Origin of the sequence: Mesorhizobium sp. L2C066B000 (genome assembly GCF_000502335.1) — a bacterium.
GTDB lineage: Bacteria > Pseudomonadota > Alphaproteobacteria > Rhizobiales > Rhizobiaceae > Mesorhizobium.
Map to the genome: position 1 here is coordinate 75,452 of NZ_AYWZ01000013.1, position 21,491 is coordinate 96,942.

Consider the following 21,491-nt stretch of genomic DNA (forward strand, 5'->3'; position numbering starts at 1 on the left):
CATCGTTATCCCTGAACCGATACGACGATCTGGCGATCGCCCCCCATCAATTCAGAAATCCCCCGAGGAGTAGCCCATGTCACACAATCTGCAGTTCTATATTGACGGCGTGTGGGTCGATCCTGTCGTGCCCAGCACACTCGACGTCATCGACCCGTCAAACGAAGATGCTTTCGCGCAGATTTCGCTCGGCTCAACGGCCGATGTCGACAAGGCGGTTGCGGCCGCCAAGCGCGCCTTCGAGACATTCGGCTTCACTTCGGTCGAGGAGCGCCTCGATATCCTCAACCGCATAATCGAGGTCTACAAGAAGCGCAGCGCCGATCTGGCGCTGGCCGTATCGCGCGAGATGGGCGCGCCGCGCCAGATGGCACTCGACAGCCAGGTCGGCATTGGCCTGGCACATCTGCGGAAGATGGCCGAGGTGCTGAAGTCGTTCGAATTCCGCCACGTCAAGGGCTCGTCGCTGATCGTCAAGGAGCCGATCGGCGTCGTCGGCCTGATCACGCCGTGGAACTGGCCGCTGAACCAGATCACCTGCAAGGTCGGTCCTGCGCTCGCCGCCGGCTGCACCATGGTGCTGAAGCCCTCGGAAATCGCGCCGCTCGACGCCATCATCTTTGCCGAAATCATCGACGAGGCCGGCGTTCCCAAGGGCGTCTTCAACCTCGTCAATGGCGTCGGCCCGGGCGTCGGCCAGGCGCTGTCCAGCCATCCCGATGTCGACATGATGTCGTTCACCGGTTCGACTCGCGCCGGCATCCTGGTCGCCAAGGCGGCCGCCGACACGGTCAAGCGCGTGCATCAGGAGCTTGGCGGCAAGTCGGCCAACATCCTGTTTCCCGATGTCGATCTTGAAAAGGCCGTCAGCAAGGGCGTCGCCGGCTGCTTCAGCAACTCGGGCCAGTCCTGCAATGCGCCGACCCGCATGTTCGTGCCGCGCGACCGCCACGACGAGGCGACCGGCTATGCCAAGACGGCGGCCGAAAAATTGACCGTCGGCCCGGCCGATGCGGCCGGTACCAAGCTCGGCCCGGTGGTCAGCCAGATCCAGTTCGACAAGATCCAGGACCTGATCCAGGCCGGCATAGATGAAGGCGCGACGCTCGTTGCCGGTGGCCCCGGCCGTCCGGCCGAACTCAACCGCGGCTACTATATCCGCCCGACCGTGTTCGGCGATGTCACGCCCGACATGCGCATCGCACGCGAGGAAATCTTCGGACCGGTGCTGGCGATCATGCCTTACGACACAGTGGAAGAGGCGATCGGCACCGCCAACGACACCGTCTATGGGCTGGCGTCCTACATCCAGGCCAAGAATATCGAGAAGGCCCGCGAAGTCGCCGCCCGAATGCGCACCGGCAACGTCTACATCAACTATCCCCAATGGGACGCCGGCCTGCCCTTCGGCGGCTACAAGCAATCCGGCAACGGCCGCGAATACGCCGAATACGGCCTCGAGGATTTCCTCGAGATCAAGGGCATCGCCGGCTACGAGGCGGCGGAGTAGGGCTACCCCTTGGGGACCGGCAACCAGCCGGTCCCGAGGCTTCAGCTCTCAAAGGTGCGGCTTCACTCTTCCCGGAAAGCTTTCTGGATCTGATCCGACAGCGGCTTCACCAGATAGGAAAGCATCGTCCGGTCGCCCGTCGGGAAGAACACTTCGGCCGGCATGCCTGGCGCCAGCGCCAGCCCGCGCAGCTTGGCGACCTCGGTTTTGGGCAGCGTCACCCGCGCCACATAGAAGGCTGCTCCGGTGCGCTCTTCGATGGTGAGATCGGCCGAGATCCGCGACAGCGTCCCGGTCAGCTCCGGCGTGGTTTGCCGATTGAACGCCGACAGGCGCAAAATCGCATTCTGGCCCATCGTCACCTGGTCGATATCCTGCGGTGCGATATGCGCTTCAACGGTCAGGTCGTCCGTCACCGGTACGATCTGCATCACCTGTTCGCCGGGGGTGATGACCCCGCCGATCGTATGCACCGCCAACTGCAGCACCACGCCATCCTGCGGGCTGCGCAGATCGATGCGCTTCAACTGGTCCTCGGCCGCTACCTTGCGTTCGACGAACTCGGAGATCTTTCCCTGGGTATCGCGTAAATCGGTCGCGACCTCGCTGCGAAGATCCTGGTCGATCTGGATGATCTGCAGTTCGATCTCGGACGCCTTGCCTTTCACCTGGGCAATTCCGGCTGTCAACTGGCCATGCTCGCCTTCGAGCCGCACCGCGTCCCGTTCCAGCGACGTCATGCGGTCGATTCCTATCAGCTTGCGATGCCAGAGCGACCGCACGCCTTCCAGCTCGATCTGGATCAGCTCGATCTCGCGGCGTTTCGCCTGCAACTGCTCGGTCAGGCCGGCACTCTCCTGCGTCAACTGCGCGATCCGTTCGCGCAATTGCGATCGCTGGCCAGACCGCGCCTGGTGCCGGAAATCGAACAGCGATTGTTCTCCGGCCATGGATGCGGCGACACCGGCTTCGTCGCGCCGCGATGTCAAAACCTCCGGAAAGCTGATCGTGTCCTTGCCGTCACGCTCCGCCTCCAGGCGCGCCAACCGTGCATAAAACTCATCCAGACCTTTTGAGACGATCGCCAGATTGGCGCGCGTTGTCGTCTCGTCCAGCCGCACCAGAATATCGCCCGCCTTGACCCGGTCGCCTTCACGCACCCTGATCTCGCCGACCACGCCGCCCGTCGGATGCTGAACTTTCTTTACATTGGAATCGACCACCAGCCGGCCAGCTGCGATCACCGCACCCGACATCTTGGTCACCGCCGCCAGGCCGCCAACACCTCCGACAAGCAGCAGACAGGTAGCAACGCCAGCCACGAGATAGCGGCGGACCTGCCGGTGATGCAAAGCGCTTCTGTCCTCGCTCATGCCGGAACGCCTCGCTCCGTGGCGGCAACGACCTTGAGCGGCGCTGCCGATCGGAAGACCTTGTTCAGCACCTCATCCTTCGGACCGAAGGCCTGCACATGGCCATTGGCCATTACCAGCACGGTGTCGACATTGGCCAGGACACTGGATCGGTGCGCGACGACGATAACGATGCCGCCGCGTTCCCTGATGCCCTGGATGGCGGCGGACAAGGCCAATTCACCCTCCGAGTCGAGATTGGAATTCGGCTCGTCCAGGATGACCAGGAACGGATCGCCATAGAGAGAGCGGGCAAGGGCGACACGCTGCCGTTGCCCCGCCGACAGCGAGGCGCCGGCTTCGCCAACCTTCGTGTCGTAACCGTCGGCCAGATGCACGACGAGATCATGCACGCCGGCGGCCTTGGCTGCCGCAAGCACCATGTCGGATGACGCATCCGGGTCGAAGCGGGCGATGTTCTGCGCAATCGTGCCGTCGAACAACTGCACATCCTGCGGCAGATAGCCGATATGTTTACCCAGCTCGTCGGCCGGCCACTGGTCAAGCGTCGCGCCGTCCAGCCGCACGGCGCCGCGCGTCGGCAGCCAGACACCTGCAAGCGTACGCACCAGCGATGATTTGCCGGAAGCACTCGGGCCGATGACCCCCAGGCCTGCTCCCCTGGCCAGTGAAAAACTTGCATCCCACACCACCGGCGTGCGTTCGCCCGGCGGCGCGACACTGACATTCTCGACCGCCAGGGCGCTGACAGGCGCGGGCAGGGTCACGCCGGTTGCGCCTTCCGGCAGCGCGGACAGAAGCTGCTTCAGGCGTGCCCAGCTTTGCCGCGCTGAAATGAAACCCTTCCAATGCGCTATCGCCAGTTCGATCGGAGCCAGCGCCCTGCCCATCATGATCGAGCTTGCGATCATGATGCCGCCGGTCGCCTCTTGCTTGATGACCAGATAAGCGCCGATCGCCAGCATTGCCGATTGCAGCATCAACCGCAGGATCTTGGAAATCGTGCCAAGCGTTCCCGCGACATCGCTGGCTGCCGCATGGGCGTTCAGGTACTCGGCATTGACGGCAGACCACCGCTCGGCGATACGCCCGCCAAAACCCATGGCCTGCATGGCTTCGGCATTGCGCCTTGTCGCCTCGGCCAACGTGCTGCGGACGGCCGCGTGCTGTCCGGCGATCCTTGTCGGGCCGCGGGTCCGGAATTCGGCCAGAAGCGTCAGTGCAAACAGGACAACGGCGCCGGCAAGCGCGGTAACGCCGATCCAGAAATGAAAAATGAAACAGATGCCGATATAGAGCGGCATCCATGGCAGGTCGAACAAAGCGGTCGGTCCGGCACTGCCGATAAAGGAGCGGACCTGATCGAGATCCCGTAGGGGTTGCAGCCCGTCGCCGGAAGGCTTGGCGCGCAGCGGCAGGCGCATCAGCGCCGAATAGACCGACGGGCTCAGCTTTGCGTCCAGCCCCTGTCCCAGCCGCACCATCAGGCGAGAGCGGATCAGCTCCAGCACTCCCTGAAACACGAACAATGTTCCCGCAAGCACCGCCAGGCCGACCAGCGTCGGCACGCTGCGACCCGGAACGACGCGGTCATAGACTTGCAACATGAAGAACGAGCCGGTCAGGGTCAGCACGTTGACGACCCCGCTCATCAGGACGATGCCCGAAAACGCACGTCGAAAGGACGCCAGGATTCCGACCAGCGTAAGCGGCGTCGATGGCGTCAGCTGCATGCAGGCTCGCAATCAGGATATGGCATCTCGTCCTTCAATAGATAACTGCCTTGAGTGTGACATGGACGGGCAGGCCGGCCTGGAACTGCGCGCTGCCCCGCGCCACCAGCCAGCCGTCCGCACGCTCCAGGCGCGCAACGACCTGCAGCGTTGGTGAAGCGGTCGAGCTTGCGGGCAGGGGCAAGGAAAATTCTATCGTCTTTGAGCCGCCCTCGCTCTTGAGGCTGGTTTTGGCGGCGCGGCGTCGCCCACTGTCCTGAATGGCGGGATCCTCAAGATAGATCTCGAGATGACCTTCCGGGATAGCCTTGCCGCCCACAAAGGTGACGGCGCCGCGAATATCTGTTGCGCGAATATCTGGCGATTGCGCTGCCGCTGCCCCGGTGGCCGCGGCGACTGCCGCAACTCCGGCGGCCATTAACACTGTGCGGCGGTCGGTCATCGCGTCCTCTCCCTTTTCACTGCGCTGGGGTATGCGGGAGGGGAGCCTGACGGCACCCCTCCCCCGGCAACGCGTTAGATGACGATGAAGTCTGCAGCCGAAAGATCCAGATTTGTGTTCAGGTGTGCAAACTGAACGGCTGCTCCCTGTCCGGAACCATCGGCGTCGTAAGACAATATTCCACCGTCGGTGTCGTAGATGATGCGGTCGTCGGCATCATGAGCAGCGCCGGCTGCGCTCTTGTAGAATGAGCCCAAAGCAAGGGCGCCGTCGCCGCCAACGCTGGCAAAGATGAGGTTGTCCAGCAGGATCGTATCGTCGGCGACCTTGAAGTCCTTGATCCAGTCGATATTGCCGTTCCCGAGTTCTGTCGAGAAGCGGAAATAGTCGTCGCCGGCGCCGCCGGTCAGCGTATCGGCAGCCAGCCCGCCATCCAAAAGGTCGCTGCCGCCGCCGCCGTTGAGCGTATCGGCGCCCGCAACGCCCGGCTGAGCTGGTGCCGGCGGGAATTCGACCGACACGTTCAGCTTGTAAGTCGAGCCCTCCGGCACGGATTCGACCCAGCCATCGCCAGGAGCCGAGTCCGACCATTCGCCCTCCACAATATAGTAGGTTCCGGTTTCCTGAACGATGAAGCTGGTGCTCGAATCGCGGCCGTTGTTGGAGCCGGGGTCGTTGCCGCCATCGTCGTTCTGGGCGACGATATTGCCATCGCTGTCCAGCACCCTGACGATGCTGTCATGGACATTGGGGTCGGCAATGCCATCGATGTCGATGGTGATGATCGTGCCGGCCGCCAGGTTGATGCTGTAATATCCGCCCAAGCCGTTTCCGGTGGCATTGACGGTGGTGTGAAGGGTGGTCGTCGAATCGAAGATGTCGGGGTCGGCGGTCAGCGAGAAGTTGTTCGAGATGTCGAAGGCGGTCGAGACCGAATTGTTGGTCGCGTCCGGTCCGAGCGTGGCGTAGCCGGTGCCCATGCCCGGGCGTGGCGGAGCATCGCCCTGATAGGCGAAATCGCCAAGCAGGGTGTCATCGCCGCCGCCGCCGTCGATCTTGTCGGCGCCGCCCTGGCCGGTCATCACATTGGCCGCGCCATCGCCGGTCAGGTGATCGTTGAAGCCCGAGCCAGCCAGATTTTCGATCGAGATATAGGTGTCGCCGCCGGATTTGCCGCCACCCAGTTTGAGGTTTTGCCCGCTGGCCGCGTCGGCGTAGTCCGCCGTGTCGCTGCCGGCGCCGCCATTCAATATATCGGCGCCGCCACCGCCGGTCAGCGTGTCGTTGCCGGCGCCGCCGGAAAGTTTGTTGGCCTGGGCGTTGCCGATGAGATGGTCGTCGAAGAACGACCCGACGGCGTTTTCGAAGCCGACCAGGATGTCGTGCCGGATAACGGTGCCGCGCCCGACGATCTGCACCGGGCCATCGCCGTCGCCGCCATTGGCCGTGCCATTGGCGAGGTCGATCGTCACGCCGGCGGAGCTGCCTTCGTAGACGACCGTATCGATGCCGGCGCCGCCATCCAGATAGTCCTGGCCGGCGCCGCCGATGATCGTGTCGTTGCCGGCTTCACCGTACAGGATGTCGCCGTCATTGCCGCCATCCAGTATGTCGTTGCCGCCGCCGCCGTTGAAATAGTCGCCGCCGCCCCGGCCCCAGAAATGATTGGCCGCCGACGTACCGATGAAACGGTCGATGCGGTCATCGGAGCCGATCAGGTTTTCGATGCTGTAGAAGGTGTCGCCGGTGGCGGTGCCGCCATTGGCAACGTTCGTCTCGAGGTTGACGAGCAGTTGGAAGGGGCTCTCCTTGCTGAAGTCTACCGTGTCGACGCCGGCGCCGCCCCGGAATATATCGACGCCATCCTGGCCGCTCAGCGTATCGTCGCCGTCGCCGCCGTCGAGGATGTCGTTGCCTTGGCCGCCGAGGATCGTATCGTTGCCGCGGCCGCCATAGAGCGTGTCATTGCCGTCGTCGCTCTCGGTCTGGTCTGGAAGGTCGGCGACATCGATGGTGTTGTTGATGTCGCGGCTGGCGAGCGAGTCGCGGCCGCCGATGATGAGGTCATCGCCGCCCTGGCCGAAGATCGTGTCGTCGCCGGCGCCGCCGTCGAGCGTATTGTTGCCATTGTCGCCGAAGATGACGCTGGTCATCGTGTTGTCGCCGATGGTCGGTGCGGTTTCGGTGCCGCCGTCTCCAGGCTGGAGTGTCGACTCGTCGGCGTAGATGATGTGTTCGACGTTGGCGATTTTCCGGATATTCAAGTTCCGGTTCAGCAGAACGACCGTGTCATTCCCGCCATTCGCTTCCTCGCGCACGATGTCGTCGAGGGAATCGACGAAATAGGTGTCGTCGCCGCCATTGCCGGCCATGCGGTCGCCGCCGCCGCGGCCATCCAGCACGTTGGCTCCGTCATTGCCAATCAGGACGTCGTCATAGCTGCTGCCGATGCCGTTCTCGATGTAATAGTCGGTGCCATCGGCGTTGTGCCCGGCAAAGATCGACACATTGTTGCTGTGGCCGTTGACGCTGGAGAACTGTCCGGCGCGCAAATCGAGGATCGTGCCGGCCGTCGAGCCGGAGAAGTCGATCGTGTCGGTTCCGCCGGTGTCATGGATGACAAAACCGATATCGTGCTGCATGCCCGAAGAGGTCAGCCGGTAGCCGTCCACGGCACTGCCGAAGCCGTAGACGTTGTCGCCCGTGTTGAGATCGATATGCTGATAGGTGCGCACGCCGTTCTCGTCGACGGTGGAGAAAAAGCGGCGGATGACAGCCTCGATGTCGGCCATCATCGGCGTTGACGCCGACCAGCGGCTGGTTTCACCGACATCGATCCCGTCGAAATAGGACATGACGCTGTATTGCTGACGGTCGTAGGTCCAGGTCGCATTGTTCAGATAATTGATCTGTACGCCGCCTGGGCCGCTGTAATTGTAGAGCCCGGGGTGGTTCAGCCCGAACTCATGACCGAATTCATGGATGAAGGAATCGAAGACATAGCCGCCAATATCCGTCTTGTTGACCTCGGTGTCGTGGAAACGCTGGCCGATGCTGACATAGCGGTCGTTGGAATAGGCGCTGCCGTCGTCCTCTTCGCCCAGTTCGGGGCTGACAACCTGCATCCAGTCCGTTGCGCTGTTGTATGGTGCATTGTCGACGATTTCGAACTTCAACGGGGTGACACTGGCCCACATCTGCAAGGCGCCGATCGCGGCGGCCTTGTATTCGGGATGGTCATTGAGCTCGGAGACATTTATCCTCAGCGTTCCCGCCGCGATCGCCGGCGTTATCGACCGGTCCAGCGCTCCAAGGTAGGTGAGGAAGGCCCCGTAATCTTCGCTTTTGCCGTACGGGTTGTCCGGCGTCTGGTCGTTGACCCACCATTGATCGCTGGTTTGGCTTGAGTTCGGCATCCTTGGGACTCCTTGGTCTCGCAGCCGTGGCAATTACGGCTGTACGGTTTAGCAGTTGCCAACCACCGACAAGCATCGTTTGCGCTTGCCGGTCGAGCCCCGTCCCAGTGCCAACAATGCTATTGGAATCTTCACTTGTCTAGCCTCAGTTCGCGCTCGGTACATATGAAGGTTCTTGGGCGCGCTTGTACCGGCGGGTTTTGAGATACTGGTTTGGTGTTAATTGAGCTATCGCTAATCTATGGTCGTACCTCGCCCGTAGGCACGAGGGGCTGAATGCGCAAGCGTGCTTCAGGAACCCGTCCGGCGCGCGAAATGTTCATATGTCACGCGCCAGGGGTCGCTCTCCGCTCGTCTCTCCTCACCGATCCAGTGAAAGCTGGCGGCGGTGATCTCGGTGAACCGCCACCGCGCCTGCAGGCCGCGCGAGTCGGCGCCCATCTGGACGATGTCCTTGCCTTCGGCCCGCCCGATCTGGCGCGAGTAATCCTGGTTGAGCGGATCGCTCCAGATAATGTGCCAGCCACCGATCCCGGGATCGAAGACGCGCAAGGTCGTGCCATACATGGTGGACGGGGCAGGGCGCCTGGGCCTGATCCAGATGTCCTGAATGGCGCGGCCTTCGAGCACCCAGCCAAAGTGACACTCGCCATCCGATTTCTGGATTGTGCCGTCGTTGCGGTGGTGAACCGTCTCCATGTCCCAGCTGCCAATCAACCATCCATAGAGGTCCATGTCTTTCGCCCGGTCGGCTGGCGGACCTTCGGATGCGAGAGCGGTGAGAAACGTCGTCATGATTGTCTCCAGGGCAAGCCTCGCGGAAACGCTGGGCGCCACAACCCTTGCAGCGTTGCGGGCCCGGGTCTTGGGAAAAATTGCTGTAGTGCCGCGGCTGCCGACCTTCCGCGTTCGCGCCATATCGCATCTATGCACCAATGCTAATGTAGCGTCGGCGGGTACCCCAATGCCCGCCTGGCCGGCGCCTCCTCAGGCAATCTCTTGGATGAGCGGCGCCGGCCGCTGGCCTGGGCGGCGTCCAAGTTCCTGCCGGGGAAATATGAGGCTTGGCGGGAGGGTTATCGCTGGGCGGTTTTGGCCGGCATTTGGATATCGGTCTGTATTCCCAGAACGTCCGCTGCCCAATCGCGCAGTTCCGGAGAAGCATCGCCCGATTTCATGATCATTGGAACCCAATCAATTCTCGGGCGGCGCTTCATCTTCCCAGCCGGCCAGCTCCGGCAGGTCGTCAAGCCAACTCTTCTCCGTCGCCGAAGCTTCGCCGGCCTGCGGTACCGCCTCTGTGGCGTTTTGCATGAGCGAGTCCATCCACTTGCGATAGGCAGCCGGCGCCAATTCGGGCGGCAGCACCTTGGCCTTGGCCAGCATGCGTTTGCGGAAACTGAGTTGCCGGCGCAGTTTGGTCGTCGTGAACTTTATCGCCTTGCCCTGGTATTCCACCGTCCAGCGCCCATCCCCATGGCTGGTCAGCCGGTCGATGGCAAAACCCGCATCGACCGGCCTGTCGCGCCAGGGAAGCTCGATGGCATTTCGCCTCAGATCGAGTGCCCATCGCCGGTAGTCGGCACCGGTACGCTGCGGCGGCAGCACGCCAGCCTGTTCGAGGATTTTCCTGCGAAAGGTAGGCTGCTTCTTGATCTGGCCGGTTGTCAGCTCGATGCGATGCCCACGGAACTCGACATGCCAGCGGATTCTCCCGTTGCCGACATATTTTGCCAGCCTGTCGATGGCGAACTCGTCGTCGGACAACTCCACGCATCCCTGGCGGATGCGTTCGAGGATGTACTGGCTGTCAGTGGGCATGACGTGCCTTGGCTGGGGAACCTGGATTCGAACCAGGACTAACGGAGTCAGAGTGTTTCCGCACGGATTGTTTCCATTGGCTTTTTTCGGCCCATGTCGCAGTCATGTCGCGCCTACCGCGATCATAAGCTGGTTCTGCGCTGCCGAAAGCGCTTGAGCATCGTCGGTACTGGGGAACAGATGCGAATAGACATCGGCAGTCATGGCGATCGATCCATGGCCCAACCTTTCCTGCACCGTCTTCATGGGTAATTCCAGGCCACCATCGACGCGGCGATTTATCAGCCAGCTTGCATACCAATGCCGGATGCTATGCAAACCAGGATACTTCGCCACCATGATCGCGGCGCCGTCACGATCGCGTTTACCAGAATCGACTATAACGCCCGCTGCAACCTGGGCAGGCCATAGGCCGCGCTTAATAATATTAGCGTGCCATTCGATGTTGCCTTCGCCGTTCGGGAACACGAGGTTGAGGTCACCCTTTGGGCAAGCCAATTTCCATTCCCTCAACACATTCACTGCCATCGGGGGCAGGGGAATTGTGCGCTGGCCGGCTTCTGTCTTGGTCGCCCCGATGGAATGGTATCTGTCGGCTCGCTGATGGACGTGAAGCAACGCCTTGGCAAGATCGACATGATCCCATCTGAGGCCGCGAAGCTCGGAAGCGCGAAGCCCGGTGAAGATGGCGGTGACGAGCAACGGCTTGTAGCGCCCGGTGACGTGTTCGAGGATTGCCCTGATTTCTGGATTGGTCGGAATGTCCTTGCCGACACGGAGCTTTGCTTTCTGGCGACGCTCAACCTTCCTAGCCTTGCCATTCAGGCGACGCTTCGAGGCATCATAAACGGCATTTCCAATAATGTGGCCACGGCCCTGGGCATCGGCGATCAACCCGCCAAGGCTGACTACGATGCGTTTGATCATAGCGGCTGACCTGCCAGCCTCACGAAGCCGATCCTGGAAATTTCGGACAAATGGAACGGTGATGCGCGTCAACTTCTCCGTGCCGATCATCGGGGCGATATGGATTCGATAGTGCTGTTCGTATTGTTGGACAGTGCTTCGCTCCAGTCCGGCTTCATCGCACGCTTTCAGCCAGTTCTTTCCTGCTTCGGCAACGGTGACCGTCTGGGCGTCGGGAACATGAATGCCAGCGCGGATTTCGACCGCTGCTGAGGCCGCGAAGGCGTCGGCCGCCTTTTTCGTGCGAAAAGTCTTCAGGCGGCGAGCGCCGCCTTGGTCACTATATCGGCAAACCCAGGTTTCCTTCTCCTCGCCCTTCGGCGTCGTCCAAGTTCGCTTATTTACGGACATTGGTCTTGTCTCCTTGTGCTTTGTTTCGATGCCGTAGGGCAGCCTGACGGCAACTCTCGCGGCAAAATCTTGAGGTGTTTCGGCGCCCTGTGGCGGTGCCGGTCAAAAAGCCGTTGGAGCACCATTCGCAGCGCTGAAAACTGGCGCCTACTTCGAAGGCGTAGAGAACTTCCAGGCACATGAACTCAAACGGCGTCGCGACCTTAACGGCCAATTCTGGATTGCCCGTCGTAGGCGAAAAATGGATGTCAGATTCAATCGTAAAGCGATCTCGGATGAGCAGCGCGGCTTCTAGCTTAGCGGCGGGGGGATCTGAGCATGCAGCGAGATAGCGGTTCATGTCCTTGGAATGGCTTATCAGCTGCCAAACCTCCGCCTGATCTTTTTCCCAGGGAAAACCGTAGTTGTTGATGAAGGCGCGATAATCCTGGAAGGTCCGGCAGTTCGCCATCGCCACCGAGATTGGATTTTCCAGATTGATGAGCGTGAAGGAGCGTGGCCGAATCTCATCNGCAGTTCGCCATCGCCACCGAGATTGGATTTTCCAGATTGATGAGCGTGAAGGAGCGTGGCCGAATCTCATCGGTCAGAGGCGTGAAGCGGCGTCTGTCGTCAGCCAGAGCGTCCCAATCTATTTCACCCTCAGGGACAGTCACGTCGCGGAGGGGGTGTTGCCATTCCAATGTCACTGGGATCATAGGTTTTCTGTCTGGATAACTTAGAAATTATCCCCTGACATAAAATTATAAGTTTCGCAACCGCTCAAATCCGCTAGCATCCGCTCCGATCTATCGAACGATTGCGAGCGACAAAATGAAGGCAAAATCCAAACAATCCGGCGACATCGTGTGGGGCTGCAAGGCCATTGCCGCAACGATTAACAGGACACCCGGCCAGACTTTTCACATGCTAGTGAAAAGGCAGATTCCGGCATCGAAGGTGGGGGCGATCTGGGTTGCCAGTCGCCGCCGCCTGCTTGCCCATCTGGCAGGCGAGGTGGGCAAGTGATGGACCTTTATCATTTCACTGCCGGCCAATGTCTGCGCGGTATTGCAGCGCATGGCTTAACGGTGGGCGACGTCCCAACTGACCTTTGGAGAGGCACAGGCCTCGTAGGCGTTTGGCTAACTTCTTCGAAAGTCGAAATTGGTCACGGCCTTGCAGGCTCAGCCTTGGACAAGGCGCGCTTTCGGCTCAAAGTTGATGTGCCGGAAGCGGACCTTCACAAGTGGCGGGTTTGGGCCGCTACTAACGGCACCCAGGAAACGGTAGACGCCTTGCGACGTGCCAATGGTTCCAGCGACCGAACCTGGTTCATCTACTTCGGGCGCGTCTCACCCGATCGCATTGTTCAAGTTGTCGATCTTGCGACTAGCAGCGTCGTGTCAGACTGGCAGAATTGTTGGCCTGTCGCGAACAGTAGGCCAGGCGTCCGCTTCGAAGACCGCTTCAGTTGGCATGAGCGACTGCTTCAGAACGTAAGGAGCAAGGTGCAATGACGAAAAGCACCAATGGCGGTCAGCTGACGGCCGAGGTTATCACCATCCCTGCTGATCGCTTGCCATCGTCCAGGCCAGCCCCTGCGGGGCCTGCCGAGGTGATCGATTTGACTCGCAGGGACATTTTCAACGTCGCCGGCATTCGCACTCTCGCTGCGATGATCGCTCCACTTTGCGGTCATGAAATCGAGGTTGAGATTGATCGGCTCGCAGAAGAATTTCGTTGGAAAGTAAGAAAGCGTTTCGACGCCACAGAGTCATCAATCGGCGGAGCGGTACGAGCGATCAGATGCGGCCTCAGGGCCGAGGTCCGGAGAAGGAAGGGAATGACTTAATGACAGCTGCAACCGCCGACGATCTGCTCGGCTCCGGAAAAAAAGAAAAGCCCGACCAGGGCGGCCGGGCAAAGGAAAAATCACAGAATAAGGAAGATACACCAAAACCCGGATCGGGCAAGTCCGACGCGGAATCGCAAAAAGATCCGCCGAAACGTGAGCCTCGCGTTCCGCCGCCTGATCGCAATGCGCTACCGATCAAATGGCCCTATGGGATCACTGACCAAGCGAAGGCCGAAAGGCGCGCCCTGCGTGATGAATGGATGACCGGCGTCCATGGCGTCTTCGCCGACGATATCATAGCTTTGCGTCTACTTTGGCCGCTGTTCAATAGTATGTATGTGGACAGCTCCCAACGCTGTTTCCTATCGAACGGCCAATTGGCTGCACAGGTGCGCCGGAGCATTTCTGTCGTTAAACGCGGCCTTGACCGCCTTCATCGTGCCGGCTGGACGTTCCCGGAAGAGACCCACACGTTTGATGACAAAGGCAAACCGATCACGCTCAGAAAAATCGGCTTCGCATTTCCCGAGGGATATATCCGCATCAAGAAGGGTCGTGCAGGCGCTGCACCGGGGGGTGAGGCGGGCAGTGCAGGAAATGCCGCTGAGGGCGCAGGGGCTGCGCCTGCCAGCCCGGGCGCTGCGCAGTCCGGCGCACCGCAGGACCCACATTCCCCTTTAGGAACTTCCCCTGGAGATGGGCCCCTTGATGCAATCCCAAAGAAAGGCGGCTCGCCTATCGGCGACCTTCTTGATAAATTGAAAATCAATCTCCTGAAACCTGCGGAAACTAAAGGTAATCCTGATCACCACGGGTCATATATCGGCAAAGGCCCATTCGTTTCCGAGGCCGAAATCATCCCGAGGGCAAGGCATCTTTGCAAGATCAGCTTCAACAGGCTTAGCGAGCAATGGTATCACAGTCTCCCCAGACAAATTCAGTATGTGACCTCCTTACCACCCCAATGGGTGGACCTTACGGCTGAACAGCAAGCCGAGGTCGCCGAGATCGTTGTCGCCACGAATCGGCATCTTGTCGCCAAGGAATGAGGGGCGGCATCCCTCACGGTAGCTCATAGCTAGCAATTTCTGGCACGCATACCACCTATAAACTGTCGTGAGAAAGGAGCGGATCACCTAAACCGGGAACGAATGACATGACGTGCATCGAAAGAAAGAACAGGTATCTCAAGCGGAAATCGAAAGGGCTCGCGGTCCTCGATGTGGAGGTCGATCTCACGGAGCTCACAGACAGCCTGGTAGAGGCCGGATACTTGGCAGAATGGGACTCACACGATCGCTCGAAAATAGAGCAAGCCTTGAGTCGTGCTCTCGTAGACCTGACCAAGGTCACGCGTTCCAAGTTGCGGAAACTGGTTGAGGTATAGTGCGACTTCCACTCATCGGAGGTCTCGATAGATGCGCGCACTTACCAAGCTCACTTCCGGCAATAGCGATCAACTCGATACCATCATCGCCTTGGCAAAGGTCTTTGCAAAGGCCGATAACAATGTGGCTTCGGTCTTGGCCGAGGACGGGCTTCTCGCCGACATCGCAGACGTAGTCGCAGCTTTGGTCGCCAAGGAGACCAAGTCGCTTTCAAATCGGCTTACGCTGCTTGAAATCGCAGCGGGTTCGCAAAGGGGCCCAAAGCCAGGGGGCGCCAAGACGCGCACCGCCAAGGTGAAGCTATGACCCCGTCGCAGGCAATTGCAGTCGCCACTGAGGCGCTTGGCAAGGTTCGCGATAAAGTTCTTGTCGACTACGAAGCCACCCTCAAGAAGCAGGACATCAACGAACGCGAAATCAGCGTACGTCTCGCCACCTATCGGCGGCAGATGGAGACCTGGTTCCAGCGTTCGATTGAAGGGATCAAGAAGCGTTACCCAGTCCATTGAGAACCTGTCGTTGGCCTGGGCGTTTCCCCTTCCTCTCAGGCTCACTGGCCGCCGCGCTGTGACGCCAGCGTGGCGGCGCCGGGGGCTATAAAATGTCAGAAGCCGAAGACGAACGTAGAGCGCACGCCCGCCCACGCGCGCAATTATTCTGGCAGCGTTCGAACATTTGCTCGATGCATCGGCCCGATTTCTGCAATTGCTTTACGGATTGCTGCCCTGACACGAGTTCTCAGTCTTGGAGCCAATGTCTGCTATGATCAAAAATGTGGAAAATATGAGGGCTTTGCCTTTCCCCAAGGCCCTTTCGAGGGCAGAAAAGAAAGCGTTCCAAGAAGGGTTCCGGGCGTATTTCGGCAACGGGGCAGGCGTTTCACAGGCCCAAATCGACGGTTTGATAGATCTGACACGGGCGAAAGCGCGGCTGGCAGCGCTGCAGTCGATGCTGGATGCCGAACTCCGAGATATGAAAAAGAGTGGTGCGACTTTCAGCATCGATTTGCTTGCCCTGATTAGGCAGACCGACTCGACATCTCGCCTTGCCGTGAAGCTCGCTGACCGGTTAAAGGCCTCGCCAATGGTGAGCAAGGCCTCATAGCTCACCGCCGCCAAAGTTATCTTACTCCACACGGCCACGCTATGAGCTTCGATGAACACACATTCTAGGTACGAGGTGTCCTGCTCGATTCAGAGCGCTGGGGCCGGTGAAAAAGGTGTACTGAGTAGTCAATGAGTATATATCCGCACCCTAGGGATCGGACCTGATTTGCCGCCCAGGAAATTTCCCACCTCAACGCCAGCCCATTTTGTATTCGCAATCGTAAAGCGCGAAGTTGATTGTGGTTGTTGCCTTTGATCGAGGCCAGGATGGCGATTGTTCACAGCCTATGGTCCAACCGACCAGCAGAGCGAAGACGCGCGATTTGCACTGCCAAGGGCCTATCATCTAGCATGCCGGCGTCATAGCCTGGAGCCGTGATGCAGACCCGGCGCTTGGTGATCACGGGCCGCCCACCACGCTATTCGTCAGCGGTGACGTGCCGGATATGGAATGATCAGAGGTCAAAGAGATCAGTCCGTCCAAGGCCGATCTCGTCGACTTTTTCGCGTAACAGGGCGGCAACCACTCGAAGGTTCTGTGCCGTTTCTGTGCCAGATGAGGGCTGGGTAGCTCTGACGCCAAGAAAACCCGCCGTGAGCGCGCAACAGCGGGTTTTCGTAGTCACGGCTACATCCAAAGAATCGACCGCTTGAGGTAGAAATGTGTGGTTGTCGCTGCGGTTCCATACAATTTTAGTTAGCTGGGCCAGATGCCGACGTAAAAAAGCCCGTCGCCTTAATTGGCCACGGGCTGGAGCTATGGGGTTGGGTCAGGAGGGCAAAATGTAGACCCGACAACACGATGCGCCACGCCTCATGATCGAGGTCTTAACCGAACCGCGACAATTCGAACGATCTTGTCGACCTGTGGATAACTTTGCTGACGCCGGCTCATCGGCAGGGAGAAGACGTGATTTGACCTTGGCCGCGCGGCGCTCAGGATGCGACGGCTTGGGGGGGCGCGACATGCAAGTATGCAAAGACATGATTGTGGTGCCGCCGATCGGCGCACATTTCGAGACGCCGGAATTCCTCGCCGAGATCAGCGCCCTGCTTGATGAGGCCTACCCGACTACGATTTCACGATCACCACCATAAGCAAGTTTCGGGATGACAGCTTCGTGTTGATCCCGATGCTCGGCAGCGTCGGTGGTGAAGGCTCCGTTTTGGCGGCTTACCCGGATATGACGGCAATGCAGGAGATCGGCCTTTTCCTGTTCAAGCACATTCATCGGCCATCGCCGTCGCGACATTAGTGGCCGCACGTCGGCCCAATCACCATGACTTGCCTTCGCATCAAAATCCTTGTGTGAAATGGTAAGGCATTGAGCCGCGTTGAGGGGCTGGCGATGCCGTTGGAACGTTACCGTGGGGTATTCGAACCCGAGGATCTGGACTTGCTCCAGAGGGTGCTCGACAAACTGTGCGGCGAGCGCGGGATCGCCCGAGACGACAGGGAACAAAGGGAAGCCCTGGCTTGGGGAGTCATCCTCCTTTTTCAGAATGGGATTGCCGACGAGGCGGAACTGCTGCAGACGTGCAGGTTGCGCTGAACGCTAATGCCCGTCCTTAAGAAGCCGTGCCTCACGAAGTAGGGAATTCCAGTCGGTGCCCATCAGTTCGATAAGCTGGCGTGATTGCTCTACCGAAACACCTGTTTCTTTCGCCAATCGTGCGGCGAGTGCTTCCACCTCAATTCCTTGACGCTGTTTTTCCATAAGCCTGCTCCGCAACCAGAACCGGTGTGCGGCAACAAGGTTCCCTCCGTCTCACCATCTGCCTTGTCGGCTAGTCCTTTAGGGCGTCCGCGTCGCTATTGTCGTCACGCTGACGTTGACGAAGGCGCCTCAGCAGTTCGCGTGAGGCTTGGATCGCCCTGCGCGATTGATCCATATTCTGGCGAAACGTGGCGCGTTCCTCCATGGACTTCTGCCACTTCAGCAAGGTGGCCGTCGTAGTCGCAGCGGCTGCGCGAGCGATATCTATGGGCGTTGTAACCATCACATCCTCCCAAAAAGGCAATGGTAAACGCCATCTTTATAGGCCCGCCGAAACCCTTTCTTCAATCAAAAACGACCATACGGGCATACGGCAAAAATGGCTATTCGGCGAGTCGCTCGACGGCGGCTTCGTCGACCTCGGCTTCCATCTCGTCGTTGATGGTCTTGGTCTTGCCGAAGGCGGCCACCGGCTCACCGTCAAAGCCCTGCAGCCACGCGTCGGCATGCTCTCCCCAGTAGGCTGACACCGCACGTCTCCTTGCCATCCTTGCTCGCTTGGGCGTACATCCAGGCGTAGGTGGCGCGCTCCTGATCTTTCCTAGCCACGGCCATCTGTGTCATCCTCTCGGAAGTCCTGCAGTGAGGCGTGGCGCAGGTCATCCTCGCCGCGCAGGTGCTTCACGCGGCCGATCAGCCCCGGCTTGACCCATTGCGTCGCCGGCCGCTTCATAATGCCCTCGTGCGCCGTGGCCGTCACCTGGCCGCTGTGATTCGGGATCGAGGAAACCTTTTCAAAGCTTCGCTGTTAGGGCACCATGGCCCCTTCTTCTTCGATCTAACCGAAAACGGAATCCCCTACCCGGATACCGAAGGCACCGAGCTTGCAAACTCGGCCGCCGCTGAAGATGAGGCGGCAAGGGCGTTGTTTGAAATCGTGAAAGACCAGGTGCCGGGCGGCACATTCCGCCAAGTCGCCTTCCAAGTTCATGACGGCACCAACATTTCGCTGTTTGAGGTGAAAGTCACGTGTGAGGTGACGCGGGCTGCACATTCCGATGACAGACCGTTGGAAGCCTGACGATTCATACCTCGAAAGCGCTCGCCGGAACCAACGCCGGGCGGTTGGCGAACTCAACTCCCTACGTACGACCATCGACGAGACACGCCGCGTCCTGGCTGCGTCACGGAAGCTCTTGGAACAGATGGCCGAACGCGAAGACCCCCAGCCGCCAGGTTAAGGCGCCTTCTATTGGAATCCGCTCATCTTGACGCGAGAGCTGGCAGGTCCGTCAACCGGCTACCCGCAGAAGCAGTGCGACACCGATCCCATAAGGGATCAGCAGTGCCGCCAAGGCGACCCACAGGCCCGGATCGGCGAATACCTGCATCTGGCTGCGAAGCTGTTCCATTGCACCCAACGGCGAAAGGCCCGCTGTGTTCCAAAACTGAAAAGGCCGGCGCACTCAAGCTGGCGATGGGCATTAGGTTCCATTGCTAGATCACCAGCAAGCGCGCTTACCTGCAGCGGAACCTGACGGCCATACGACCGTTATTCGAAAGGACAACGAAAGGAGATCGCCATCATGGACTGGAACCGCGTCGAAGGGAATTGGAAGCAATTCAAAGGTAAGGTCAAGGAGCAGTGGGGCAAGCTCACTGATGATGATCTCGACCGCATAGCCGGCAACCGCGATCAGCTCGAAGGTACGATCCAGGAACGCTACGGCATTGAGAAGGATCGCGTGCGGCGAGACGTCGACGACTGGTATGGTCGACAAGACTCGTAGACTAGCACAGTTGGACCTACAAGGGCGCGTGACGAACCGCGCCCTTGTCGCCTTTTTGGCATCCGTCGTGCCGTTCGGCTCGGCCTTGAACAAGCGATTTTTGGGAACGTGTCGGCTTCCAGCCGCGTTGATCTCCACAATCGGAGATCTTAGCAATGTCCATCCACAAAGAAGACTATCGAACGAACAGGGCTGACTACCTGATAGCGAAAAGGCCAGATCTGGTTGAGCGGACGAAGCCGAAAAAGAAGACATTGCGGCGTGACGATAAGCGTTCCGCAAGGTTATTAGAAAACCCCTCCGCGTTATCCGAGAAGCCGGCCTCACGCCGTTAGAAATTGCAGAAGGTCAAGAGGAACATTTTAGCGATTTTGAATGTTCGACTGTCTATGAACAGCCGAACCGTACTCTCAGCAAATCAATCCAGAGCAGCACGAGCCCTACTGAACTGGTCGCGTGTGCGACTTGCAGCAAAGGCCAATCTTAGCGAAATGGCCATCAGCGATCTTGAGAACGGATTCAGCAAATCGCGTCCCCACAACATCGCGGCCATCCGGAAAGCGTTTGAAGACGCCGGAATTGTCTTCACCGTCGAAGGCACTCCATCGCTGCTAGCCCGCTCAGAAGGTGATAGCGGCCTCGCCGCCGATAATAGACAGTGGCGCCGCCGGGAGAAAAAAGGATAAGCGGAAAAGCCACCATTGTTGGATGGAAACGGTTGAACCATCCTGAATGGGCAGTACGCAGGCTGGCGAATGGCTAACTTGTCATGCCACCTCAGTCAGGCGAACCCTCCGGGGAACCTTCCGTGAGATAGCCTCTGCTTCAGGTCGTTGGCATTCAGGATGGCCGCCAGCTCTTCGGCATACTCCATGTCGGGAAGGTCGACAGATGGGTGGCCCGCTACAATAGCCGGCNGCCAGCTCTTCGGCATACTCCATGTCGGGAAGGTCGACAGATGGGTGGCCCGCTACAATAGCCGGCAGCCCGGTGAACACGTCGAACACCGTCCACGTCCCATCCGCTTCCCGCCTTACGCCGTACCGCAGAGTTGCCATGAGAGGATGCTAATGGAAGTCGGGAATAGATGGTACAAAAATGCGAGCGGGCGATCGGACAACAGGCACGCCTTTCCGGAAACTTTTGCCGCTGCGGCGGGTTCGGTCGGGCATGACCAGAATGGCCGACCTCGGACCGCCCATCCCCGGCAAGACACATGACCTGACTGGGAAGAGCATTTCTATGGTACCGGGGCACCAGCCGCTGGAATTCGACGCCTAAGAGCGCAGCACAACCTAAACTGGGCATCGCTATCGAACCAGCGTTTGCGCGCGGCCACTTCTAGGCGCATGCTACCTAAATGAGTTCTATCGAACGGAAGCTGGCCGAATTGAACGACATTCAGCAGGACTTGACTGAACAGGCTACAATCCTGCGCTATCGCTGCGAGTGTTCGCGCCAAGACGCGAGAGAGCTATGCGAAGAGCTCCGCCAACTGGTAGGTCTGCCCCGCAGCAGCAACAAATTCGCGTCTATCATCACCGGCTCGCGCAAAGGCTGAGCGACGGCGGCCCGCGTCACCCCAGGAAGGAAAGCACGGGCCCGACCGTTGTGTCTTCAGCTTCGACAGGCGGAACCGATGGGCGTCATCGGGAGAATTTGGCGCCAATCCAAGCACGACTTGATAATCTCAGCGTTCTCATCGGATAATGAGGTGCAATAGAGGCGGCTGATCCGATGCGGGCGAGTTGTCCAGCCGAGGAGCGCCTTATGCCAACAAGGGTTGGATCGGATGGCGCCAAGGTTCATAGCTAAACAACTGTCTTGGCCGACCGAACCGGCGGCTGGCTGGTCCGGGCCGGCATGAACCGGGGCAATGCCCGGCTCAACGGCTACGCTCTCAATGAATTGCAACTGGTCCCGGAAGATCGCGCCGTGGAGGTCGGTTTCGGCGGCGCAGTTGCCGCAACTTCTCCGTGGGGCAGCATTCGTTTGCGGTGTTGATCGCTCGCAGGATGTCGTGAACGCTGCCTCCCGCCG

Annotated in this window: 22 protein-coding genes; 11 read left to right on the forward strand and 11 right to left on the reverse strand. The window is 59.7% G+C overall.

What is annotated here, in order from left to right; translation table 11 throughout:
* Nucleotides 1–76 precede the first annotated feature (76 nt).
* Nucleotides 77–1,510 (forward strand): aldehyde dehydrogenase family protein, encoded by a 1,434-nt coding sequence (locus X733_RS142855; RefSeq protein ID WP_023752025.1) that lies wholly within the window; start codon nucleotides 77–79, stop codon nucleotides 1,508–1,510.
* Between the two features lie 62 nt (nucleotides 1,511–1,572).
* Here the strand turns inward: X733_RS142855 and X733_RS142850 are convergent, their stop codons facing one another.
* From X733_RS142850 to X733_RS142820, 8 genes are all read right to left on the reverse strand, one after another.
* Complete coding sequence (locus X733_RS142850; protein WP_023819574.1) at nucleotides 1,573–2,883, reverse strand: HlyD family type I secretion periplasmic adaptor subunit; 1,311 nt, start codon at nucleotides 2,881–2,883, stop codon at nucleotides 1,573–1,575.
* Nucleotides 2,880–4,616, reverse strand: coding sequence for a type I secretion system permease/ATPase (locus X733_RS142845; protein WP_023819575.1), 1,737 nt, complete (start codon nucleotides 4,614–4,616; stop codon nucleotides 2,880–2,882). The genes X733_RS142850 and X733_RS142845 overlap by 4 nt, the downstream gene beginning before the upstream one ends.
* A gap of 34 nt (nucleotides 4,617–4,650) precedes the next feature.
* The gene (locus X733_RS142840) at nucleotides 4,651–5,058 is read right to left on the reverse strand and encodes a hypothetical protein (protein ID WP_023819576.1); all 408 of its coding nucleotides are present in this window, start codon (nucleotides 5,056–5,058) and stop codon (nucleotides 4,651–4,653) included.
* A 74-nt stretch (nucleotides 5,059–5,132) separates the two neighbouring features.
* Entirely contained in the window at nucleotides 5,133–8,474 is a 3,342-nt protein-coding gene (locus X733_RS142835) for a M10 family metallopeptidase C-terminal domain-containing protein (protein ID WP_023752023.1), read from the reverse strand.
* Between the two features lie 291 nt (nucleotides 8,475–8,765).
* On the reverse strand, nucleotides 8,766–9,269 hold the full coding sequence (locus X733_RS142830) for a hypothetical protein (protein ID WP_023682882.1): 504 nt from the start codon (nucleotides 9,267–9,269) through the stop codon (nucleotides 8,766–8,768).
* 399 nt (nucleotides 9,270–9,668) lie between these two features.
* On the reverse strand, nucleotides 9,669–10,295 hold the full coding sequence (locus X733_RS0135390; RefSeq protein WP_031193778.1) for a hypothetical protein: 627 nt from the start codon (nucleotides 10,293–10,295) through the stop codon (nucleotides 9,669–9,671).
* Nucleotides 10,296–10,397: 102 nt separating this feature from the next.
* Nucleotides 10,398–11,612, reverse strand: coding sequence for a site-specific integrase (locus tag X733_RS142825; protein ID WP_023819577.1), 1,215 nt, complete (start codon nucleotides 11,610–11,612; stop codon nucleotides 10,398–10,400).
* Nucleotides 11,599–12,069, reverse strand: a complete 471-nt coding sequence (locus tag X733_RS142820; protein WP_155924257.1) for a hypothetical protein — start codon at nucleotides 12,067–12,069, stop codon at nucleotides 11,599–11,601. Before X733_RS142820 ends, X733_RS142825 begins: the two co-directional genes overlap by 14 nt.
* A gap of 356 nt (nucleotides 12,070–12,425) precedes the next feature.
* Between X733_RS142820 and X733_RS142810 the strand changes: the two genes are divergently transcribed.
* The 6 genes from X733_RS142810 (at nucleotide 12,426) to X733_RS142775 (ending at nucleotide 15,941) form a co-directional block, all read left to right on the forward strand.
* Nucleotides 12,426–12,620: a hypothetical protein gene (locus X733_RS142810; RefSeq protein WP_023819580.1), complete on the forward strand. Its 195-nt coding sequence runs from the start codon at nucleotides 12,426–12,428 to the stop codon at nucleotides 12,618–12,620.
* A gap of 487 nt (nucleotides 12,621–13,107) precedes the next feature.
* A complete protein-coding gene (locus tag X733_RS142800; protein ID WP_023819581.1) occupies nucleotides 13,108–13,446 on the forward strand; it encodes a hypothetical protein in 339 nt (112 codons plus the stop codon).
* Nucleotides 13,446–14,498, forward strand: coding sequence for a hypothetical protein (locus tag X733_RS142795; protein WP_023819582.1), 1,053 nt, complete (start codon nucleotides 13,446–13,448; stop codon nucleotides 14,496–14,498). Before X733_RS142800 ends, X733_RS142795 begins: the two co-directional genes overlap by 1 nt.
* A 369-nt stretch (nucleotides 14,499–14,867) precedes the next feature.
* Nucleotides 14,868–15,143: a hypothetical protein gene (locus tag X733_RS142785; RefSeq protein ID WP_023819584.1), complete on the forward strand. Its 276-nt coding sequence runs from the start codon at nucleotides 14,868–14,870 to the stop codon at nucleotides 15,141–15,143.
* Nucleotides 15,140–15,346, forward strand: a complete 207-nt coding sequence (locus X733_RS142780) for a hypothetical protein (protein WP_023819585.1) — start codon at nucleotides 15,140–15,142, stop codon at nucleotides 15,344–15,346. The genes X733_RS142785 and X733_RS142780 overlap by 4 nt, the downstream gene beginning before the upstream one ends.
* Before the next feature lie 253 nt (nucleotides 15,347–15,599).
* Nucleotides 15,600–15,941, forward strand: coding sequence for a hypothetical protein (locus tag X733_RS142775; RefSeq protein WP_155924258.1), 342 nt, complete (start codon nucleotides 15,600–15,602; stop codon nucleotides 15,939–15,941).
* Between the two features lie 1,066 nt (nucleotides 15,942–17,007).
* Here X733_RS142775 and X733_RS1000000169750 read toward each other — a convergent pair.
* The 3 genes from X733_RS1000000169750 to X733_RS1000000170955 form a co-directional block, all read right to left on the reverse strand.
* Entirely contained in the window at nucleotides 17,008–17,406 is a 399-nt protein-coding gene (locus X733_RS1000000169750) for a hypothetical protein (protein WP_155924259.1), read from the reverse strand.
* 93 nt (nucleotides 17,407–17,499) lie between these two features.
* Entirely contained in the window at nucleotides 17,500–17,661 is a 162-nt protein-coding gene (locus X733_RS1000000170335) for a hypothetical protein (RefSeq protein WP_196813761.1), read from the reverse strand.
* 383 nt (nucleotides 17,662–18,044) lie between these two features.
* Complete coding sequence (locus X733_RS1000000170955; RefSeq protein WP_245274488.1) at nucleotides 18,045–18,191, reverse strand: hypothetical protein; 147 nt, start codon at nucleotides 18,189–18,191, stop codon at nucleotides 18,045–18,047.
* Between the two features lie 119 nt (nucleotides 18,192–18,310).
* Between X733_RS1000000170955 and X733_RS1000000170960 the strand changes: the two genes are divergently transcribed.
* The 4 genes from X733_RS1000000170960 (at nucleotide 18,311) to X733_RS1000000170965 (ending at nucleotide 21,455) form a co-directional block, all read left to right on the forward strand.
* Nucleotides 18,311–18,742, forward strand: coding sequence for a hypothetical protein (locus X733_RS1000000170960; protein ID WP_245274489.1), 432 nt, complete (start codon nucleotides 18,311–18,313; stop codon nucleotides 18,740–18,742).
* Between the two features lie 505 nt (nucleotides 18,743–19,247).
* Nucleotides 19,248–19,451, forward strand: a complete 204-nt coding sequence (locus tag X733_RS142760; protein WP_023673385.1) for a CsbD family protein — start codon at nucleotides 19,248–19,250, stop codon at nucleotides 19,449–19,451.
* Nucleotides 19,452–19,789: 338 nt separating this feature from the next.
* Nucleotides 19,790–20,137 (forward strand): helix-turn-helix transcriptional regulator, encoded by a 348-nt coding sequence (locus X733_RS0135405; RefSeq protein WP_245274490.1) that lies wholly within the window; start codon nucleotides 19,790–19,792, stop codon nucleotides 20,135–20,137.
* A 1,138-nt stretch (nucleotides 20,138–21,275) separates the two neighbouring features.
* Nucleotides 21,276–21,455 (forward strand): hypothetical protein, encoded by a 180-nt coding sequence (locus tag X733_RS1000000170965; RefSeq protein WP_196813763.1) that lies wholly within the window; start codon nucleotides 21,276–21,278, stop codon nucleotides 21,453–21,455.
* Nucleotides 21,456–21,491: the final 36 nt, after the last annotated feature.

Excerpts from the sequence above, each read along its gene's own strand:
- X733_RS142855 (WP_023752025.1), top strand. The coding sequence starts at position 77 with ATGTCACACAATCTGCAGTTCTATATTGACGGCGTGTGGGTCGATCCT.
- X733_RS142850 (WP_023819574.1), bottom strand. The coding sequence starts at position 2,883 with ATGAGCGAGGACAGAAGCGCTTTGCATCACCGGCAGGTCCGCCGCTAT.
- X733_RS142845 (WP_023819575.1), bottom strand. The coding sequence starts at position 4,616 with ATGCAGCTGACGCCATCGACGCCGCTTACGCTGGTCGGAATCCTGGCG.
- X733_RS142840 (WP_023819576.1), bottom strand. The coding sequence starts at position 5,058 with ATGACCGACCGCCGCACAGTGTTAATGGCCGCCGGAGTTGCGGCAGTC.
- X733_RS142835 (WP_023752023.1), bottom strand. The coding sequence starts at position 8,474 with ATGCCGAACTCAAGCCAAACCAGCGATCAATGGTGGGTCAACGACCAG.
- X733_RS142830 (WP_023682882.1), bottom strand. The coding sequence starts at position 9,269 with ATGACGACGTTTCTCACCGCTCTCGCATCCGAAGGTCCGCCAGCCGAC.
- X733_RS0135390 (WP_031193778.1), bottom strand. The coding sequence starts at position 10,295 with ATGCCCACTGACAGCCAGTACATCCTCGAACGCATCCGCCAGGGATGC.
- X733_RS142825 (WP_023819577.1), bottom strand. The coding sequence starts at position 11,612 with ATGTCCGTAAATAAGCGAACTTGGACGACGCCGAAGGGCGAGGAGAAG.
- X733_RS142810 (WP_023819580.1), top strand. The coding sequence starts at position 12,426 with ATGAAGGCAAAATCCAAACAATCCGGCGACATCGTGTGGGGCTGCAAG.
- X733_RS142800 (WP_023819581.1), top strand. The coding sequence starts at position 13,108 with ATGACGAAAAGCACCAATGGCGGTCAGCTGACGGCCGAGGTTATCACC.
- X733_RS142795 (WP_023819582.1), top strand. The coding sequence starts at position 13,446 with ATGACAGCTGCAACCGCCGACGATCTGCTCGGCTCCGGAAAAAAAGAA.
- X733_RS142785 (WP_023819584.1), top strand. The coding sequence starts at position 14,868 with ATGCGCGCACTTACCAAGCTCACTTCCGGCAATAGCGATCAACTCGAT.
- X733_RS142780 (WP_023819585.1), top strand. The coding sequence starts at position 15,140 with ATGACCCCGTCGCAGGCAATTGCAGTCGCCACTGAGGCGCTTGGCAAG.
- X733_RS142775 (WP_155924258.1), top strand. The coding sequence starts at position 15,600 with ATGATCAAAAATGTGGAAAATATGAGGGCTTTGCCTTTCCCCAAGGCC.
- X733_RS1000000170335 (WP_196813761.1), bottom strand. The coding sequence starts at position 17,661 with ATGGAAAAACAGCGTCAAGGAATTGAGGTGGAAGCACTCGCCGCACGA.
- X733_RS142760 (WP_023673385.1), top strand. The coding sequence starts at position 19,248 with ATGGACTGGAACCGCGTCGAAGGGAATTGGAAGCAATTCAAAGGTAAG.